The organism is Sulfitobacter pacificus, from assembly GCF_030159975.1.
Taxonomy (GTDB): Bacteria; Pseudomonadota; Alphaproteobacteria; order Rhodobacterales; family Rhodobacteraceae; genus Sulfitobacter; species Sulfitobacter pacificus.
This window is the reverse complement of sequence record NZ_BSNL01000001.1, coordinates 1913703-1929746: the sequence shown is the minus strand read 5'-3', so window position 1 is coordinate 1929746 and position 16044 is coordinate 1913703. Positions and strand designations below refer to the sequence as shown.

At 59.3% G+C, this 16044-nt stretch carries 15 protein-coding genes; 10 read left to right on the top strand and 5 right to left on the bottom strand.

From position 1 onward, the window contains the following. Position 1: 1 nt before the first annotated feature. A complete protein-coding gene (locus tag QQL78_RS09665) occupies positions 2 to 1375 on the bottom strand; it encodes an L-serine ammonia-lyase (protein WP_284372903.1) in 1374 nt (457 codons plus the stop codon). Further along, positions 1375 to 2070: a glutathione S-transferase family protein gene (locus QQL78_RS09660; RefSeq protein WP_284372901.1), complete on the bottom strand. Its 696-nt coding sequence runs from the start codon at positions 2068 to 2070 to the stop codon at positions 1375 to 1377. The genes QQL78_RS09665 and QQL78_RS09660 overlap by 1 nt, the downstream gene beginning before the upstream one ends. Positions 2071 to 2305: 235 nt before the next feature. Here QQL78_RS09660 and rpiA point away from each other — a divergent pair, with 235 nt between their 5' ends. From rpiA to QQL78_RS09630, 6 genes are all read left to right on the top strand, one after another. Further along, complete coding sequence (gene rpiA, locus QQL78_RS09655) at positions 2306 to 3094, top strand: ribose-5-phosphate isomerase RpiA (RefSeq protein WP_284372899.1); 789 nt, start codon at positions 2306 to 2308, stop codon at positions 3092 to 3094. Between the two features lie 11 nt (positions 3095 to 3105). Further along, positions 3106 to 4470: a glutathione-disulfide reductase gene (gene gor, locus QQL78_RS09650; protein WP_284372897.1), complete on the top strand. Its 1365-nt coding sequence runs from the start codon at positions 3106 to 3108 to the stop codon at positions 4468 to 4470. Between the two features lie 111 nt (positions 4471 to 4581). Further along, complete coding sequence (hflK, locus tag QQL78_RS09645) at positions 4582 to 5802, top strand: FtsH protease activity modulator HflK (RefSeq protein ID WP_284372895.1); 1221 nt, start codon at positions 4582 to 4584, stop codon at positions 5800 to 5802. Next, the gene (hflC, locus tag QQL78_RS09640; protein WP_284372894.1) at positions 5802 to 6701 is read left to right on the top strand and encodes a protease modulator HflC; all 900 of its coding nucleotides are present in this window, start codon (positions 5802 to 5804) and stop codon (positions 6699 to 6701) included. Before hflK ends, hflC begins: the two co-directional genes overlap by 1 nt. After that, on the top strand, positions 6698 to 6892 hold the full coding sequence (locus QQL78_RS09635; protein ID WP_284372892.1) for a DUF2065 domain-containing protein: 195 nt from the start codon (positions 6698 to 6700) through the stop codon (positions 6890 to 6892). The genes hflC and QQL78_RS09635 overlap by 4 nt, the downstream gene beginning before the upstream one ends. A gap of 256 nt (positions 6893 to 7148) precedes the next feature. After that, positions 7149 to 8660 (top strand): DegQ family serine endoprotease, encoded by a 1512-nt coding sequence (locus QQL78_RS09630; RefSeq protein ID WP_386257878.1) that lies wholly within the window; start codon positions 7149 to 7151, stop codon positions 8658 to 8660. 52 nt (positions 8661 to 8712) lie between these two features. Here the strand turns inward: QQL78_RS09630 and QQL78_RS09625 are convergent, their stop codons facing one another. Next, the gene (locus QQL78_RS09625) at positions 8713 to 9276 is read right to left on the bottom strand and encodes a peptidoglycan-binding domain-containing protein (protein WP_284372890.1); all 564 of its coding nucleotides are present in this window, start codon (positions 9274 to 9276) and stop codon (positions 8713 to 8715) included. 160 nt (positions 9277 to 9436) lie between these two features. On the opposite strand from QQL78_RS09625, the gene QQL78_RS09620 reads away from it, so the two are divergent. Then, positions 9437 to 9760: a 2Fe-2S iron-sulfur cluster-binding protein gene (locus tag QQL78_RS09620; protein ID WP_284372888.1), complete on the top strand. Its 324-nt coding sequence runs from the start codon at positions 9437 to 9439 to the stop codon at positions 9758 to 9760. Between the two features lie 2 nt (positions 9761 to 9762). After that, a complete protein-coding gene (locus QQL78_RS09615; protein ID WP_284372886.1) occupies positions 9763 to 10512 on the top strand; it encodes an FG-GAP repeat domain-containing protein in 750 nt (249 codons plus the stop codon). A gap of 8 nt (positions 10513 to 10520) precedes the next feature. Here QQL78_RS09615 and purD read toward each other — a convergent pair whose 3' ends face one another. Then, positions 10521 to 11786, bottom strand: a complete 1266-nt coding sequence (gene purD, locus QQL78_RS09610) for a phosphoribosylamine--glycine ligase (RefSeq protein WP_284372884.1) — start codon at positions 11784 to 11786, stop codon at positions 10521 to 10523. Positions 11787 to 11959: 173 nt separating this feature from the next. Here purD and xseA point away from each other — a divergent pair, with 173 nt between their 5' ends. After that, positions 11960 to 13519, top strand: coding sequence for an exodeoxyribonuclease VII large subunit (xseA, locus tag QQL78_RS09605; RefSeq protein ID WP_284372882.1), 1560 nt, complete (start codon positions 11960 to 11962; stop codon positions 13517 to 13519). Between the two features lie 93 nt (positions 13520 to 13612). On the opposite strand, the gene QQL78_RS09600 is transcribed toward xseA, so the two are convergent. After that, positions 13613 to 14005 carry a hypothetical protein gene (locus QQL78_RS09600; RefSeq protein WP_284372881.1) on the bottom strand — a complete coding sequence of 131 codons (393 nt, stop codon included), beginning with the start codon at positions 14003 to 14005 and terminating at the stop codon, positions 13613 to 13615. A 294-nt stretch (positions 14006 to 14299) separates the two neighbouring features. Here QQL78_RS09600 and QQL78_RS09595 point away from each other — a divergent pair, with 294 nt between their 5' ends. After that, complete coding sequence (locus QQL78_RS09595; protein WP_284372879.1) at positions 14300 to 16012, top strand: NAD(P)H-dependent oxidoreductase subunit E; 1713 nt, start codon at positions 14300 to 14302, stop codon at positions 16010 to 16012. Positions 16013 to 16044: the final 32 nt, after the last annotated feature.

The window sequence follows — 16044 nt, the reverse complement described above, 5'->3', positions numbered from 1 at the left end:
CTCAGCAGTTCGGCACGTTGACGGCAAGGCCGCCCAGCGAGGTTTCCTTATATTTTTCGGACATATCCGCACCGGTCTGGCGCATGGTTTCGATGCAGGCATCCAGCGGCACAAGGTGGGTGCCGTCGCCACGCAGGGCGAGAGAGGCGGCAGAGACGGCCTTGATCGTGCCAAGCCCGTTGCGTTCGATGCAAGGCACCTGCACCAGACCCTTGACCGGGTCGCAGGTCATGCCAAGGTGGTGTTCCAGCGCAATCTCAGCGGCGTTTTCTACCTGTTCCGGTGTCCCCCCCATCACGGCACAGAGACCAGCGGCGGACATTGCGGCGGCAGAGCCGACTTCGGCCTGACAGCCGGCTTCTGCACCGGAGATCGAGGCGTTGAATTTGACCAGCCCACCGATGGCGGCGGCGGTCAGCAGGAAATCTTCGATATGGGTTTCGGAGGCACCTGGCACGTGATCAAGGTAATATCGGATAGTCGCCGGCAGCACCCCGGCAGCCCCATTGGTCGGGGCGGTGACAACCTGACCACCGGCGGCGTTTTCCTCGTTTACCGCCATGGCATAGGCCCCCATCCAGTCGTTGATCGTATGGGGTGCGGGCTGGTTCAATCCGCGTTCCGCCATCAGCGCGTCATGGATGCCTTTGGCACGGCGCTTTACATTGAGGCCGCCGGGCAGGGTGCCTTCGCTGTTCAGCCCACGGTCAATACAGTCGTTCATCACCTGCCAAAGGCGTTTTGTGCCGGCACGCAGGTGGATTTCACCGTTGCGGGACACCTCATTGGCGCGTTTCATCTGGGCAATGGTTTTGCCCGATGTTTTGGACATCTCCAGCATTTCGGTGGCGGATTTGAATGGAAACGGGATTGGCGCGCCTTCGTCGGTGTCTTTGCCGGCGGCCAGTTCCTTTTCGGTCATCACAAAGCCGCCGCCGATGGAATAATAGGTTTCACGCAGGGTGACGTCGCCCTGGGCATCGGTGGCCATCAGCATCATGCCATTGGCGTGGCCCTCAAGTTTGGTGTCATAGTCAAAGATCAGATCGGTTTTCGGGTTGAAGGCAAGCGGCGGCAGCCCGTCGACCGTGATCCGGTGATCCGCATTGATCATCTGGAGTGTGGCCTCGGCTTTTTTCGCGTCATAGCTTTCCGGGGTGAATCCGGCGAGTCCAAGGATCGTGGCGCGGTCGGTGGCATGCCCCACACCGGTAAAGGCCAGCGAGCCATGCAGCGAGGCGCGCAGCCCTGCAAATTTGAACGGCGAGGCGCGCATTGCATCAAGGAAGCGGGCGGCAGCCACCATCGGACCCATGGTATGCGAGGACGATGGACCGATGCCCACTTTGAACATATCGAAGACGGAAAGAAACATCAGGTGGCGCTGCCTATTGGTGGGGTGGGAAACTGGGGATCGCTGAACGGATGTGTGCCCAAGCCTTCGGTGATCTGCAAGCACTCTATCACCGGCAGGGTTTCGAGCCGCAGGCAGATGCGTTGAAGCGCGGGGTAATTTGCCAGTGAAAACCAAGTCTTGTCGTGCTCTGCGGGGTAAATTGCCGACCAGCGTAACAGGGCGGCGGCGTAAAGCTCAAGCACCGTGGGACTGGCCCCGGCAAACAAGGCGGGGTTCCCGGCGGCCGCCTGATCCAACGTGGTAAAGCTTTGGTGCAGGGTGTCCGCCAGCCCCGCCCGCAAGGCTGCGATATGGTCGTCTGCGATATATTTGGCGGGGTAGAACATCATCCGCAGGGCGGGATGGATCGTGTTGGAGATAAAAAACAACCATTTCAGGAAGTCCGCGCGGGCAGAACTCTCCGGGGCGGGGCCAAGTCCGCCATGTGTATCGGCCAGCCAAAGCAGGATTGCGCCGGTTTCAAACATCGGACCCTGTGGCGTTTCCAGCACCGGGATCAGACCGTTGGGGTTAAGGGCGCGGTAGGCGGGCGACATTTGTTCCTTGCTGCGGCGATCGACCAGCTGTGTGCGATAGGGCAGGCCGCGCAGTTCCAACGCGGCACGGATGATCAGGGAGGCGTTATCAGGCGCGTAGTGCAGGATATATGTCATGTGGGCTTTGTAAGCGGTTGGGCGGGCGTTGCACGTATGAATACGACCTGATGTAGTTCAGAACGGGCGCTGTTGTGCTTGAAGGCTGCTTAATATTCGGTTGCGGGTAAAGGATGTTTCGCCAGTGGCGGGGAGGGCGGGATCAAAAAAGCAGCATCCTGCCCTCGCGCCTGCAAGGGAATCTACCTATAAGACCCGAAAGATGATCTGCACACGACCTGCATCGGAGCTGCCCATGGCCGGAGAACTGTCCCCCATCGACAAGGCAAAGTTTGTTGCTGCCAAACGCGCGGCGCAATTCGTCGAGGACGGCATGCGTGTGGGGCTGGGCACCGGATCCACAGCCGCCTGGCTGGTGCGTTGTCTGGGGGAAATGGTGCGCGACGACGGTTTGCGGATAAAAGGGGTGCCGACTTCCTCGCGCACGGCAGAACTGGCACGCGGTGTCGGGATTGAAGTGATTTCGCTGGACGAGGCCAAATGGCTGGATTTGACCATCGACGGGGCGGATGAATTTGACGGCAGTTTGAACCTGATCAAGGGCGGCGGTGGTGCCTTGTTGCAGGAAAAGATCGTTGCGACGGCGAGTGACCAGATGGTGGTGATTGCCGATGTCGGCAAAGAGGTTGAGAGCCTTGGTGCCTTTCCCTTGCCGGTTGAGGTGATCCCCTTCGGCTGGCAAACCACACAGGCGCTGATTGAGGAAACGCTGATTTCCATGGATGTTCTGGGGCGGACTTCGACTCTGCGGATGAATGGCGATGTGCCTTATGTGACAGATGAGGGGAACCATATTCTGGACCTGCACCTGAACCGCATCGGCAATGCCCGCCAGCTGGCGCTGGTGGTCAACCAGATGCCGGGTGTGGTGGAAAATGGTTTGTTCATCGACATTTGTGACGCGGTTGTGATCGGTTACGGGGATGGTCGTGTCGAAGTGCGTGACATAAATGAGGGGACAGTCGCCACCGAGCGGCTGGATTTTGTCGAGTCGGACAATCTGTTCTCCGACCTCTCTGATTAAGGACCTATACCATGGCTGACACCTTTGATTTTGATCTTTTCGTCATCGGCGGCGGCTCTGGCGGTGTGCGCGCCGCGCGGGTTGCAGCGGGCGAACATGGCGCACGTGTCGGGCTGGCCGAAGATGACCGCTATGGCGGCACCTGTGTGATCCGGGGCTGCGTGCCCAAAAAGCTGATGGTGTTCGCCTCTGAATATGCCGACATGCCGGCAGAGGCTGCGGCCTATGGCTGGGACATCAAATCGGGGCCGTTTGACTGGACCGCTTTTCGCGGCAAGATGACGGACGAGCTGGACCGGCTCGAAGGGGTGTACCGCAAGCTGCTGGCGGGATCGGGTGTGGAAACATTTGATCTGCGTGCCAGCATCAAGGACCCTCATACGGTGGCCCTGTCGGATGGAACCACCAAGACGGCGAAACATATCCTGATTGCCACCGGCGGGCATCCGGTGCGGCCTGATCTGCCCAATGCAGATCTTGGCATCGTGTCGGATGATATCTTTCACTTGGAAAGCCTGCCCAAGTCGATCCTAATCATCGGTGGTGGCTATATCGCCTGCGAATTCGCTTGCATTCTCAACGGCTTGGGGGTCGAAGTAACACAGTATTACCGCGGCGCGCAGATCCTGCGCGGCTTTGATGACGAGGCCCGCGGTCTGGTGGCGGACAGCATGATTGAAAGCGGGGTCAATCTGCATCTGGGCACCAATATTGTTGAGATGGATAAGGCAGAGGGCGGCATCCGGGTAAAGTCCACCAACGGCAGTGAGGTGGTTTTTGATCAAGTGATGTTTGCTACAGGCCGCGATCCTTCAAGCCAGAACATGGGGCTTGAGGAGGTTGGCGTGGCACTGGGCCGCAAAGGCCAGATCGAAGTGAATGAATACAGCCAGACCGGCGTGCCATCGATCTATGCGATTGGCGATGTGACCGACCGGGTGAACCTGACACCTGTGGCAATCCGTGAAGGCATGGCTTTTGTACAGACGGTATTCGCCGGTAATCCAACACCCGTGGATCACGAGCTGATTGCCAGCGCTGTCTTCACCCAGCCTGAAATGGGCACCGTGGGGTTAAGCGAGGAAGAGGCCAGCGCACAGGAAGAGGTCGAGATCTATGCAACCTCTTTCAAGCCGATGCAAACCGCCTTTGCTGGCAAACCGGACCGGGTGCTGATGAAACTTGTGGTTTCCAAATCCAGCCGGATCGTGTTGGGATGTCACATTGTCGCGCCAAATGCGGGTGAGCTGATCCAGATGGTGGGTATTGCCGTGAAGGCAAGGCTGACAAAAGAGCAATTTGATGCCACATGTGCAGTGCATCCCACCATGTCCGAAGAGCTGGTGACAATGCGCACGCCAACACGCAGCGCATGAGGAAGAGACAAGCCGACCACAACGGAGCGGTTGAAATTGACGGTTTAACAACCACATCTTGATGTAATATCCGGTCGCAAAGCTGCGGCAGAATGAGGGGAAAACGAATACATGGCTGGTAACAACGGCGGCCCTTGGGGCGGCGGCGGAAATTCAGGCGGTGGTGGACGGGACGACACGCCCGGAAACCGTGGCAATAATAATGGTGGCGGGGGCGGGCGTGGTCCTGGTGACGACAAACCGCAAATCCCCGAGATCGACGAGCTGGTCAAGAAAGGCCAGGAGCAGCTGCGCGTCCTGATGGGCGGTGGCGGAGGTGGTCGTCCGCGCAACAATGGCTCTGGCGGCGGCGGGGGCAACGGCCCGGTCCTTACCCGTGGCACTGTTGGTTTGGGTATTGTTGCGGCTGTGGTCGCTTGGAGCCTCGCGAGCTTTTATACCGTGCGCCCTGAACAGCAGTCGATCGAGCTGTTTCTGGGCAAGTTTTCCGCTATCGGCACCGAGGGCCTCAACTTTGCCCCTTGGCCGGTTGTGACAGCTGAAGTGTTTGATGTGACCACCAACCGCACAGAGGAATTGGGTGTGCGGCGTGGCGGCGGTGGCAATGACGGTCTGATGCTGACCACAGATGAGAACATCGTCGACATCGATTTTCAGGTGGTCTGGAACATCAAGAACCCCAAGGATTTCAAATTCTCCTTGCGGGATCCGGAATCATCCGTGCGGGCGATTTCGGAATCTGCGATGCGCGAAGTGATTGCGCAATCCGAACTGGCCCCGATCCTGAGCCGTGACCGTGGTGCGGTTGCGGATCAAGTCAAAGTGTTGATCCAGTCTACTCTGGACAACCGTCAAACCGGCATCAACGTGCTGCGCGTCAACCTTAACAAGGTGGATCCGCCCAGCCAGAATGTGATCATCACCAGTGCCGATGGTACCACCACCCAGGGTTCGGTTGTGGATGCCTTCCGTGACGTTCAGGCCGCAGAGCAGGAGCGTGACCGGGTGGAGCGTCAGGCGGATGCCTATGCCAACCGCAAAACCGCCGAGGCCCGTGGTGAATCCGCGCAGCTGCTGGAAGCTGCGGAAGGCTATCGCGCGCGGGTTGTGAACGATGCTGTGGGTGAAGCAAGCCGCTTTGAGGCGGTTTTGACCGAATACGCGGCGGCACCGGATGTGACGCGTAAACGTCTTTATATCGAGACCATGGAAAAAGTACTGGGGGATGTCGACAAGATCATCCTTGAGAATGGCACTGGCGGTACAGGCGGGCAGGGTGTTGTGCCCTATCTGCCGCTGAATGAGCTGCGCCGCAGCGGAGGATCAAACTAATGGGTAGATTGGGTTTATTGCTGCCCATTGTGGTGGTCGCGATTGTTGCAGTCCTGTCTGCGATTTTTGTTGTGGATGAGCGCGAGAAGGCACTGGTGCTGCGCTTTGGTCAGATCAAACAGGTGGTCACGGAGCCGGGCATCGGTTTCAAAGTGCCGCTGCTGGATGAGGTTGTGCGGTTTGAAGACCGTATCCTCTCGCTGGAAACAGAGCTGATCGAGGTGACGCCAGCCGATGACCGGCGTCTTGAGATCGACGCATTTGTCCTCTACCGGATTGATGACATTGAACAATATCGTAAGGCGATTGGTGCGGGCGGTGAACGTCAGGCGATCAATGACCTGAGCGGTATTATGGAATCGCAGATCCGTGCGGTTCTTGGTGCGCAGGGTGTCACGTCGAATACCATCCTGTCGCCGGAACGTTCCTCGCTGATGGAACAGATCCGCGAACGTGCGGATGCGCGTGCCGATGCGCTGGGCCTTGCGGTCGTGGATGTGCGCCTGCGTCAGACCAACCTGCCAGAGCAGAACTTTGCCGCGACCCTGCAGCGGATGATTGCGGAGCGGGATCGTGAAGCCACGGATGAACGTGCGCGTGGTCGTGAGGCGGCCCAGCGGGTGACTGCTTTGGCGGATCGTACCTATGAGGAGATCCTGTCAGAGGCGCGCCGGGATGCGCGGATCATCGAAGGTGAGGCGGATGCGGAACGTAACAAGATCTTTGCAGAAGCCTATGGCAAGGATCAGGAGTTCTTTGAATTCTACCGTTCTCTGACGGCCTATGAGGAAGCGCTGAAAGGCAATAACTCTACCATGGTTCTGTCACCGGATAGTGAGTTCTTCAATTACCTGCGTTCTGATCAAGGCAGCCGGTCGGCTGAGGGAGAGCGCAATTGAGCCTGATCCTGCTGGCCTTTGGGTTGGTGATGATATTCGAGGGGCTGGTGTACGCACTGGCCCCTTCGCTTTTGGAGCGCATGTTGGAAACCCTGCGCCAGATGCCGGAAGCGGCGGTGCGACAGATCGGATTTCTGGTGATTGTCGGCGGCTTGATCTTTGTCTGGATCGCGTTTCAAATCGGGGTGTGATCCAAAGGGGCAGGCAAGCCTGCATTCTTTTTGTTAAGGGGCTCTGCCCCGTCATCAAAGATGACTCCCCGCAGGATATAAGGCCAAAAAGAAGGGCGATTTTGCTGCGGCGGGTGCGATTGTGACCCGGTGGGCAGTTGAATTCCCTGTGATGAACCACATCTTTGATGTTGCGGCAGAGGCGAGGGCGTTGCAGTCTGTTTGCAAGAGATTTTCGGGCGTGGGTGCCCCAACAGAACACAGCAGGAGAACAGGGATGCAGACAGGGGCCAATTTGCGGCGGCGCAGGGATGTGCAGGTTAAGGTGCAGGCAAAACCGGTGTCGGAAGGTTTTACGTTCAAGGCCATGATGCTGACTGCTTTGGCTTTTGTATTGGTGCTGGTGCAGGCTCTGGCGGCATTTGCCAAGCCGGAGAGCCTGGCCCCTTTGGCCGAAAAGATCAGCCCCTCGGTGGTGAATATTACCACGTCGACGGTGGTTGAAGGGCGTACCGGCCCGCGTGGGATTGTGCCGGAAGGCTCCCCGTTTGAGGATTTTTTCCGCGAGTTTCAGGACCGCAACAACGGCGGTGATGGCGAGGGGCCAAGGCCACGCCGCTCCTCCGCGCTGGGGTCCGGGTTTGTGATTTCCGAAGACGGTTATGTTGTGACCAACAACCACGTCATTGAAGGTGCGGATGAGATCACGATTGAGTTCTTTTCTGGCAGCGAGTTGAAGGCAGAGGTGATCGGCACGGATCCCAACACTGATATTGCATTGTTGAAGGTAGAGGCGACAGAGCCTCTGCCTTTCGTCAGTTTTGGCGACAGTGATGCCGCCCGGGTTGGGGATTGGGTGATTGCCATGGGCAACCCGCTGGGGCAGGGGTTTTCGGTTTCGGCGGGCATTGTGTCGGCGCGCAACCGGGCACTTTCCGGCACCTATGATGATTATATCCAGACCGATGCGGCGATCAACCGGGGCAACTCCGGTGGGCCCTTGTTCAACATGGATGGGGGTGTGATCGGGGTGAACACGGCGATCCTGTCGCCGAATGGCGGTTCGATCGGGATCGGGTTTTCCATGGCTTCCAACGTGGTGACCCGTGTGGTGGATCAGCTGAAGGAATTCGGCGAGACGCGCCGCGGCTGGCTGGGGGTGCGCATTCAGGATGTAACTGACGATGTGGCTGATGCCATGGGGCTGGCCAAGGCAACGGGTGCCTTGATCACCGATGTGCCGGATGGGCCCGCAAAAGAGGCGGGCTTGATGACCGGTGATGTGATCATGTCCTTTGACGGTGTCGAGGTGGCGGATACGCGTGCCCTGGTCCGTCAGGTGGGTAACAGCCCGGTGGGCGCTGCGGTGCGCGTCACCGTGATGCGCGAGGGCAAGAGCCAGACCATCAAGGTGGTGCTGGGGCGGCGCGAGGATGCCAATGGCACAAGTGCTGAAACCGGCGATCCAGAGGTCGAGGCAGAGCCGGAGGCAAAGGACCTCCTGGGGTTGACCCTGACACCGCTGAATGATGCCATCCGCAAGGAGCTGGGCATCGCAGGAGATATGACCGGGTTGGCGGTTACCGGGATTGATGAGACCTCGGAGGCCTTTGAAAAAGGGCTGCGCACGGGGGATGTGATCACCGAAGCGGGCCAGCAGAAGGTCGCAAATATTGCGGATCTGGAGAAACGGGTTGCCGCGGCGAAAGAGGCGGGGCGTAAGTCCTTGCTGCTGTTGGTGCGACGCGCCGGGGATCCACGTTTTGTGGCGCTGTCACTGGGCCGCTGACGCCAGCGGTAGATAGATGGATGAAGGGCACCTTTGCAGGTGCCCTTTTTCGTTAGTTTGACGGGTCGCGCGGCACGGCGATCAGGCCCAATGTGCGGGCTGTGGCCAATGACAAAACCGCACTGTTGAGCCCCTCTGTGCGCTGGAACTGTTCCACAGCAGCGCGGGTATTGGTGTCCAGCTTGCCGGTGATGGCACCGCTATAGCCGCCGCGCACCATCAGCGCGCGTTGCAGCGAGGAGATAAATTCGTCTGTCAACACGTCGGGACAGGGGGTCTGAAACCAATTGTCACGCCGGGGCGTCACAATGACCTGACGTTCTTCGGTGCGATAGACCGGCAGGCTGCCGATTGTGCCATCGGGATTGACGGAGGCGGGTTTGACCTGAACCTGTTTGGTGACCCGTTCCACCACGGCCGGGCTGACGGTCTTGCCCCAACAGCTGCCCTCTGGGGCATCAGCGGGGCCGTTGCGGGTGGCTTCCATCACGCCGGGTTCCGGGGCTTCGTTTGCCGGGCCGGTGGCGGCAGGATCACAGCCTGCCAGTGCTGCGCAGGTCAGCAATCCCAGCGTCAGCTGCCAGGCCCGCGTGTTTCTATATAGTGCCTGTGTCATTGCCCGATGCCTTTGGGTCTGATTTTACGCAGACAATAGCGCGTTTTCGTGGCGCTGCCTAGCGGTTGGGGCCTAGGGGCAGGACCCTAACGAAAAGGGGCTGGCAGACCGGGACTGGCACAGCTAGAAACAATCTAAACTTTAAGACAGGAAAGCGGACATGGCGAAAATTACCTACGTAGAGCATGGCGGCAAAGAGCATGTGGTCGATGTGGCCAGCGGGCTGACGGTCATGGAAGGCGCGCGCGACAATAACATTCCCGGTATCGAAGCCGATTGCGGCGGTGCCTGCGCCTGTTCCACTTGCCATGTCTATGTGGATCCGGCCTGGGTAGAGAAGGTACCGGCCAAGGATGACATGGAAGAAGACATGCTGGATTTCGCCTTTGAACCTGATCCGGTCACCTCGCGTTTGACCTGTCAGATCAAGGTCACGGATGAACTGGACGGCTTGCGCGTGAAGATGCCAGCCAAGCAGATTTAATCATGCGCGGGGGGCTGGTTGCTTGGCTGTTGTGGCTGATGGCAGCCCCGCTTTGCGCGCAGGTGATAACCTCGGCAGAATATAACGAGCCTACGACCCGTTATGCACATGGGGTTCTGGGCGACGCGGTGGAATGGGGCAATATGACGGTCACCGTGCGCCGCGAGACCAGCCAGCCGGGTGCGGTTTTTCAAACTTGGACAACCCAGAGCTATCATCTGCGTTTGCCGGAAGTTCTGGTTTATGAAGATACGGCCCCGCGTCTTGCGGATCTTGACGGCGACGGCCGCCCGGAAATCATCGTTGTCGAAAGTCATCGCGACAAGGGGGCAAGGCTGGCGGTCTATGGTCTGAAGGATGATGGGGTGCCTGCTTTGCTGGCCTGGACCAGTTTCATCGGGCAGCGCAACAGATGGATGGCACCGGTCGGAGTGGCGGATTTTGACGGGGACGGGACAATCGACATCGCTGTCGTGGACCGTCCGCATCTGGCACGGCGGCTGTTTGTGATGCGCTATGGTATAGGCAAAATGAAGAGCTTTGCGATTTTGGAGCCGGTGACCAACCACCGGATCGGGGATGACTATATTTCGGGCGGCGTGCGGAACTGCGGGGCGGGACCGGAAATGATCCTGTTGGATGCGGGCTGGACGCAGATATTAACGGTGCGCTGGGGTGACGGCGGGTTTCAGGCAAGGGTTCTTGCTCCCTATGAAGGCCGCGAAAGCGTCGCGCAGGCGCTGGCCTGTTAGAGCGTAGCCTAGCCTAATGCCCGCCAGCCGATGTCACTGCGGTTGAACCCTTCGGGCCAGTCGATCTGATCCACCATGGCGTAGGCGCGGTTGCGGGCTTCTTCCAGCGTAGCACCGCGCGCGGTGATGTTCAGCACACGGCCACCGGTGGCGGTGATGCTGCCGTCCTTGGCGGTGGTGCCTGCATGGAAGACCATGTTGCTGCTGTCCTCAGGTAACCCATCCAACCCCTTGATCACAGTTCCTTTTTCATAGGTGGCGGGATAACCTTTGGCGGCCATCACAACCGTGATCGCGTGATCTGCTGCCCAGTTGACTTGCATTTCCGAAAGGCGACCCTGTGCGGCGGCATGGATCAGATCAAAGGCCTGCGCGCCAAGGCGCATCATCAGCACCTGACATTCGGGATCGCCAAACCGGGCGTTATATTCCACCAGACGCGGTTGGCCGTCCTTGATCATCAACCCCGCATAAAGCACGCCCTGATATGGCATGCCGCGTTTTGCCATTTCGGCCATGGTCGGGCGGATGATTTCATCCAGCGCCTTTTGGGCGATTTCGTCGGTCAGGACCGGTGCCGGGGAATAGGCCCCCATGCCGCCGGTATTGGGCCCGGTGTCGCCGTCGCCGACACGTTTGTGATCCTGTGCGGTACCAATGGGCAGCACGTTTTCCCCGTCACAGAGGATAAAGAACGACGCCTCTTCACCTTCCATGAATTCTTCGATCACCACCTCGGCACCGGCATCGCCAAAGGCACCGTCGAACATCTCGTCCACCGCTGCGGCGGCTTCCGCATCTGTCATTGCGATGATCACCCCTTTGCCAGCGGCAAGACCATCGGCCTTGATCACCAGTGGCGCGGGAGTGTTGGCGACATAGGTTTTGGCAGAGGCATGATCGGTGAAATGTGCATAGCCTGCCGTAGGCGCGTTGCTGGCAGCGCAGATTTCTTTGGTAAAGGCTTTGGAGGCTTCAAGCTGGGCGGCGGCTGCCGAGGGGCCAAAGACCAGAAAGCCAGCACCGCGCAGATCATCGGCGACACCAACGGCAAGTGGTGCTTCGGGCCCGATGATCACGAAGTCGATGTTGTTTTCTTCACAAAAATTAATGACTTCCGCACCATCCATAATGTCAATGCTGGCGCAATCGGCGATTTTTGCGATGCCGGCGTTGCCCGGGGCGACGATCAGCTTGTCACATTTGGGGTTTTGCAAAGTGGCCCAAGCGAGGCTGTGTTCGCGTCCGCCGCTGCCTAAGATGAGGATATTCATGGGCGTGCTCCCTTGGCCTTTGATTGCGGGCGTTCTAAGCTGTGGGGCGGCGAGGGGCAAGGCGATCTAAAGCGTCTCGCCGTTTGATTGAACCGATATAAACTACCAATACCCTAAGAGCGGCGAAGCCGTGGCAAGGGCGTGGTGGTTCGGGGTAAAGGCGGGGCGAGCTGATGGACATGTTTGACGATACACCGGACGGGGTGGCACCGGGGCAGAACAGCCCGGAGTTTTCGGTTACCGAACTGTCGGGTGCGATCAAACGGGTGATCGAGGGCGAATTTTCCCATGTGCGCATCAAGGGCGAAGTCGGACGTGTCAGCCGTCCGCGCTCGGGGCATATCTATCTGGATCTGAAAGACGACAAGTCGGTGATTTCCGGTGTGATCTGGAAAGGTGTGTCTGCGCGGCTTGAAACCCAGCCCGAAGAGGGGATGGAGGTGATTGCCACCGGGCGGATCACCACCTTTGGCGGGCAATCAAAGTATCAGATTGTTATTGAAGATATAAAACCGGCGGGCATGGGGGCCTTGATGGCCTTGCTTGAAAAACGCAAGAAAATGCTGGCGGCGGAAGGGTTGTTTGATCCGGCGCGCAAACGGCCTCTTCCCTACCTGCCGGAGGTCATCGGTGTTGTCACCTCGCCATCCGGTGCGGTGATCCGCGATATCCTGCATCGTTTGCGGGACCGGTTTCCACGCAAGGTGCTGATCTGGCCGGTCGCGGTGCAAGGCGCGAAATGCGCCCCCGAAGTGGCCCGCGCGATTGATGGGTTCAATGCGATGACGCCGGGCGGGGCCTTGCCACGGCCGGACCTGTTGATTGTGGCGCGGGGCGGCGGATCGGTTGAGGATCTATGGGGCTTTAATGAAGAGGTGGTTGCCCGTGCCACAGCGGCAAGCGCGATCCCGCTGATTTCGGCGGTGGGGCATGAGACCGATACAACCCTGATTGATTTTGTTTCCGACAAGCGCGCGCCCACGCCAACAGCCGCGGCGGAGCTGGCCGTGCCGGTGCGTCATGAGCTGGCGGCCTGGCTTGAAGGGCAATCGGCGCGCATGGGTCAGTTGCTGAGCAATGGGTTGACGGCGCGGGGGCAGCGGCTGCGCGATATGGCGCGGGCCTTGCCGCGGGCGGACAGCCTGCTCGACGGGCCGCGCCAGCGGATGGACCGGGCCGGAGAGCAGTTGGGGCCTGCATTGATCGCTGGTGTGCAGCGCCGCCGTGTACGTCTGGCGGATGTGTCAGGATCCCTGCGGCCTGCGACCCTGCGCCAGCGGCTGACGAACGACCGGCGGCGGCTGGAGGCGCTTTCTGTGCGATTGGGACCAGCATTGGCGCGCGGGGTGGTCGCGAAACGTGATCGTTTTGAGAGTCGCGCCAAAGGGTTTCGGCCGGCAGCTCTGGCGCGGGACCGTGCCGCTAAGGCGGAGGCCTTTGGTAAATTGGCGCTGCGCCTGTCCGAGGCCGGAATGCGACAGACGCAGGGTTGGCGGCAACGTTTGGCCGGGCTTGAACGGTTGCGCGAAACCATGAGTTACAAGGCGACATTGGCGCGGGGGTATGCCGTGGTGCGCGGGGATGGCGCGGTGGTCACGGATACCAAAGCGGCGAAAAAGGCGACGGCCCTGGAGATCGAATTTGCGGATGGGCGTTTGACGGTAGGTGGCAAGGCCGCCCCTATGCGCAAAAAGGCAGCGTCAGAGCCACCGGAACAGGGATCCTTGTTGTAAGGGATTGGTAACCTTGGCTGTCTGGATCCGGTTGAGAGTGCGGACAGTATATAAGGCCAAAAAGAGGGGGGACGGGGCGCTTTGGTCGCGCTGTCAGACCCCGACTTTGGGACCGAGGCAGAGCATTTCCTGATCCCCCTCTTTGGCTTCATAAAGTTCGGTGGTGTCGGGGCGGTTTTCGAATCTGGCGATCAACCCGTTGGGACCTTTGATGAAACTCCAGCATTGTGGGGTTGGGTTGTTTTCATAGGTGAAGCAAATCAGCCCGTTGGATTCATACCATGCGCCTGATTTGCATTCGCCATCAAGGAAGGACCATTCAACACGGCGGTTTTCATGGTAGATTTCCGCACCATATGCCTGTCCGCTATTGCCGTAGAATAGGGTTTTGCCTTTGGTATAGGCGTCAAACTCTTCCGCGCTCATGAGGTTTTGCGCCGCGAGGGGGAAGGACAGGAGGGTGAGGAGGCAGGCAAGTATTCGCATAGGGCGAGAGTGGCAGAAAACCGGGTGCTCTGCCAGTGGGGCACGCGGGAATTTGCCAATCTGCCGCTCGCGGGGTCGGGAGGCCGGGGCAGTGGTGTCGTATTGGCGGGTTTAGATGGGGCAGTGCGGGTGCGGTCGGTTTCTTATTGGTGAAACCATGCGCCGCAAAGGAGATTTCGAGCGGTTGGAGAAACAGAATGAACGCGCAAAGGGCGGGGGAATTGTCGTTTTCGGATCGTAGGACAGCCAGGCTTGTTGCTAGAAAGACCACAACACCGGAGGAGGGGACAGATCATGGCGCTGGATCAGCAGGACAAAGCGGCGGGCAAGAGCCCTGAGAAAGGCGTCTGGAAATCGGGCAAGGGCAAGGGGCGCCGGCATACCAAGGGACGGCAATTGCTTGATGGCCCCTGGGAGGACGTGCGTACCTTGTTGGGCGACCAGCCGCGTCGTGCGGATTTGCTGATCGAGTTCCTGCATCTGATCCAGGATGAATACGGCTGCCTGTCTGCGGCACATTTGCGCGCATTGGCTGAAGAGATGCGCATGTCGATGGCCGAGGTCTATGAGGTGGCGACGTTTTACGCACATTTCGATGTGGTGAAGGAGGGGGAGACCTCACCACCTGCCTTGACGATCCGGGTTTGCGATTCCCTGTCTTGCGAGCTGGCTGGCGCGCAGGCTCTGAAGGCTGCCCTGGAGGATGGCATGGATGCCAGTGAGGTGCGTGTGCTGCGCGCGCCCTGCATGGGGCGCTGTGATACCGCCCCTGTTCTGGAGATCGGGCATAACCATATTGTTCACGCCACAGTTGAAAAGGTAGAGGCGGCGATTGCTGCGGGGGATACCCATGTGCATGTGCCGGCCTATGAGGGGTTTGACGCCTATGCGGCGGCGGGTGGCTATGCCCGGTTGAAGGAGTTGCGCGAAAGCGGCGATTGGGAAGCGGTGCAGGATAAGGTGCTGTCTTCTGGTCTGCGCGGGTTGGGCGGGGCGGGGTTCCCATCGGGCAAGAAATGGGGATTTGTGCGCGCCAACGCCGGGCCGCGTTATTTAGCGGTGAACGGGGATGAAGGTGAACCGGGGACTTTCAAGGACCGTTATTACCTTGAGCGGGTGCCGCATCTGTTCCTTGAAGGCATGTTGATCGCCGCCTGGGCGGTCGAGGCGGAGAAAGCCTTTATTTATATGCGTGATGAATATCCGGCGGTGCTGGAAATTTTGGCGCTCGAGATCAAGGCTCTGGAAGATGCTGGCATTGTCGAGGCGGGTTATATCGACCTGCGGCGCGGGGCCGGGGCCTATATCTGTGGCGAAGAATCCGCGATGATTGAAAGCATCGAGGGCAAGCGCGGTATGCCGCGCCACCGTCCGCCCTTTGTGGCGCAGGTGGGGATTTTTGGTCAGCCGACATTGGTGCATAACGTCGAGACCCTGCATTGGGTGGCGCGGATTTGCCGTGAAGGGCCGGAGGTGCTGTCTGGGACGGAGTTGAACGGGCGCAAGGGGCTGCGATCTTATTCCGTGTCGGGGCGTGTGGCGCAGCCGGGGGTATATCTGCTGGCCGCGGGATCAACGATCACCGATGTGATCGCGGCGGCGGGCGGCATGGCCGAGGGGCAGGTGTTCAAGGCCTATCAACCGGGGGGGCCTTCCTCAGGGCTGCTGCCGGCCAGCATGGATGATATTCCGCTGGATTTTGATACCTTGCAGCCGCATGGCACATTCATTGGCTCAGCTGCGGTTGTGGTCCTGTCCGAGGATGATTCTGCAAGGGCGGCGGCGCTGAACATGCTGCGGTTTTTTGAGGATGAAAGCTGTGGGCAATGTACGCCTTGTCGGGTTGGCTGTGAAAAGGCGGTCAAACTGATGCAGGCGGATCGCTGGGACACCGGGTTGTTGGAGGAATTGTCGACAGCCATGGTGGACGCTTCGATTTGCGGGCTGGGGCAAGCGGCACCAAACCCGATCCGCATGGTGATGAAACATTTTTCCGATGAGATTTAAGGCGCGGCGGTTTCTTTGAAAGCAATCGGGCG